3 protein-coding genes and 1 pseudogene are annotated in these 3,146 nt (G+C 65.0%); 2 read left to right on the top strand and 2 right to left on the bottom strand.

Going from position 1 to position 3,146, the window contains the following annotated elements:
- Both MSIMFI_RS26930 and MSIMFI_RS26925 read right to left on the bottom strand, forming a co-directional pair.
- A pseudogene (locus MSIMFI_RS26930) lies at nt 1–608 on the bottom strand (hypothetical protein); the annotation flags it as partial.
- Nucleotides 609–728: 120 nt separating this feature from the next.
- The gene (locus MSIMFI_RS26925; protein ID WP_224770485.1) at nt 729–1,382 is read right to left on the bottom strand and encodes a C1 family peptidase; all 654 of its coding nucleotides are present in this window, start codon (nt 1,380–1,382) and stop codon (nt 729–731) included.
- 357 nt (nt 1,383–1,739) lie between these two features.
- On the opposite strand from MSIMFI_RS26925, the gene MSIMFI_RS26920 reads away from it, so the two are divergent.
- Nucleotides 1,740–2,144: an HIT family protein gene (locus MSIMFI_RS26920; protein ID WP_191499972.1), complete on the top strand. Its 405-nt coding sequence runs from the start codon at nt 1,740–1,742 to the stop codon at nt 2,142–2,144.
- Nucleotides 2,145–2,293: 149 nt separating this feature from the next.
- Nucleotides 2,294–3,146, top strand: an 853-nt coding sequence (locus MSIMFI_RS26915; RefSeq protein ID WP_191499971.1) for a PE family protein, incomplete at its 3' end; no start/stop codon positions are given.

Raw genomic sequence — 3,146 nt, 5'->3', positions numbered from 1 at the left:
ACCTTTGACACCCCCACCACCCCGGTGCCGGTAGCGAACCAGACGTTGCCCGCATAGTCGGGGACCACGCCGACGGATTGGTCCCCGGGCGGAATCACGCTGGACACGTCGATCGACTCGGTGACGTCCAGATGCCAAGCGCCCTGGCCGTCTTGGGTGTGCGCGATGCGCAACAGGTGGTTGGTCCCGTCGATCATCACCAGCTGGTTGTTGTTGTCCAGGTAGGCGTACACACCGCCGAGCAGGCCGCCCTTGGCGACTTTCAGGCTGGCCAGCGGGACCACATGCGGGAGGATCCCTCCCGGATCGATCAGGTGGACGGTCGGAGCCTGGTCGACGATGGCAGTGCACAGCGCCAATACCAGGCCATCGGTGCCCTGCGTGATCGTCGGACACGCAGCCAGCAGCGGGTAGGCGAAGATCGGGACGAAGCGCTTGCCCGGCCCCGGAAGCGGTCCCGCGTCGGCCGATCCCGCGTCGTTGTGCATGGACGCCAGCCCGTTGGGAGCCATGAACGGGTTGGGCGGCGCCAGCGGCCCGAACATCGCGGCCGCCCTCGCGGGCGCCGGGAAGAGGGTCGTGGCGCATGCGGTTAGCACTGCCAACATAGTCGCAGGTATGCGCACCTTAGACCCCTCCCGTGAATTGGGTCATCGTGGATTTTGACGGTCATGCACTACGACACGGACACGCCGCGTTAACAATTCAGCTTCAGCGGTGGCGCTGTGTTATGCAGATTCGGGCACGTACACCCCGTATCCCTGGGCGAGTGATTCCAGAGTGTCATATGCCATCCATACGAATCCCTTTTCGCCCCAACGTCTCCCCCAACTGTTCTGAATCCGAACCGCGCCGGTGGTCTTTGTGTAGGCATCGTCGTAGGCGACTATGAGCATCACATGGCCGGCTTTCGTGCCACCCTTGTTCTTGACGAATTCCTTATTGCCCACGTAGGGCGAGGGCGAACCGCGGTAGCGCATGAAGTCTGTGTAGAGGGAGGTGCCAAAAGCGATTGGCACGCCCGACGCGATGACGGTCCGTAGATTGTTCAAGCCATCCGGACCGGTGATCTTTGTCGTCTTGTACTCGGGGATTAGAAAACTCGGTTCCGGCGGGATTGCTTGGGAACCATACGCCGACCAGTTGATGCCACACGACGGTTTCGATTCCTGTCGACCGTGGTTTGGGGCTGCGGCCAACGATGGCGTGCCACCATTGGATCGTAGCCAATCGAGACACTTGGTGATCTGGCCGCCTTTGCAGCTGTTTTGTTCTGTCTTGCTTGCAATTTCGTAGCGAACGTAGGCGTAGTCGGGACCGGCCTGCCGGGCACGGCTGGTTGGCGGAATCCCGCTTTTGCGTGCCGCGTAGAACGTCGCCAAACCGTATACGGAAGCCCACACGAAACAGTTCGGCATGGTCTGCCTGCCAACCGGGGGCAACCATTCGGTCCGGACAGACGCGGCCGGCGGCACTGTACCGCGGCGCACAGGCGTGACCGGTGTCGCCGTTTCCGGAACGTCGGGATCGTATCCATAGTCATCGAGCTCGACGGGCTCCTCGTCGCTATGGTCCGGCTGCTCGCTGTTCTGATATGGCTGCGCGCTGCGGCAGGAGGGCAGCGCCGCCGTGAGGGCGCCAACCGCTGAGAGCGCGAGCATCGACCGCCTGTCGATCCGTGAGGTCACGTGCACGACCGTACCCAGGGCCCGCCCGCGTTACGCGCATATGCTTGTCGAATGGCATCGATCTTCACCAAGATCATTAACCGCGAACTGCCCGGGCGCTTCGTTTACGAGGACGACGGGGTCGTCGCGTTTCTGACGATTGAGCCGATGACGCACGGGCACACGCTGGTCGTGCCCCGCGCCGAGATCGATCAATGGCAGGACGTCGATCCAACGGTATTTGGCCGCGTCATGGCGGTGAGCCAACTGATCGGAAAGGCCGTGTGCACGGCGTTTCGAGCCGAGCGTGCCGGGGTGATCATCGCCGGGCTGGAAGTGCCGCACCTGCACGTGCACGTCTTCCCCACCCGCAGCCTGAGCGACTTCGGTTTTGCCAACGTCGACCGGAACCCGTCGCCGAAATCGCTGGACGATGCGCAGGCCCGGATCAAGGCGGCACTGGCCCAATTGGCGTAACCGTCGGCCAGCCAACCCGGTACGTCGACTACCAAGACTTGCGTGTCACGCAAGGTTGTATTTTAAAACTTCTGCTAGACGCTCATATAGGGGCCACCTACCGTCATCCGTAGTCGCGCCGGCGATTGATGACTTGGTGGGAGGCAGCTATGTCGTTTGTGGTGGCGACGCCGGATATGTTGGCGGCGGCGGCGACGAATCTGCAGGACATCGGCTCGGTGCTCAGCGCGGCCAATGCCGCGGCAGCAGCCCCGACCACCGGGTTGCTGGCGGCCGGGGCTGATGAGATCTCTGCGGCGGTGGCAGCGCTGTTTTCCGAACACGCCCAGGCCTATCAGATGTTCAGCGCACACGCGGCGGCGTTTCATCAGCGGTTCGTGCAGTCCTTGACTAGCGCCGGAGGCATGTACGCAAGCGCCGAGGCCGCCAACGCCTCGCCGCTGCAGACGCTGGAGCAGGACGTGCTGAACCTGATCAACGCGCCTACCCAAACACTGCTCGGGCGCCCACTGATCGGGAACGGCGCCAACGCGACCACGCCGGGAGCAGCCGGCGGGGCCGGCGGGATTCTGTTCGGCAACGGCGGTGCCGGTGCGCCCGGCAACGCGGGCCAGGCCGGCGGCAACGGTGGCAACGCCGGGCTGATCGGAAGCGGCGGGTCTGGCGGGATGGGCGGCGCCGGCGCGGCCGGCGGTGGTGGCGGCAACGGCGGATGGTTGTGGGGCAATGGCGGCGCCGGCGGGCAGGGCGGGACCGCAATAGCCGGCATCAACGACGGCAACCCCGGACGAGGGGGAAGTGGCGGCAACGCCTTCCTGTTCGGCGATGGCGGCGCCGGCGGGCAAGGTGGCACCGGACTCGCTGGGCCAAACGGCGTCAACCCCACCCCCGCCGGCACCGCCGACCCCGGCAGCAACGGCGCCGACGCTCGCCCCGATCAGCCCGGCACCGCCGCCGCCGGCAACCCGTCTCCTATACACATCTCCGAGCCCACGAGACAGA

Source organism: Mycobacterium simulans (genome assembly GCF_900232995.1).
GTDB classification, from domain to species: Bacteria; Actinomycetota; Actinomycetes; order Mycobacteriales; family Mycobacteriaceae; genus Mycobacterium; species Mycobacterium simulans.
Note: the sequence above shows the minus strand (reverse complement) of the source record. Positions and strands in the feature narration are given on the sequence as shown.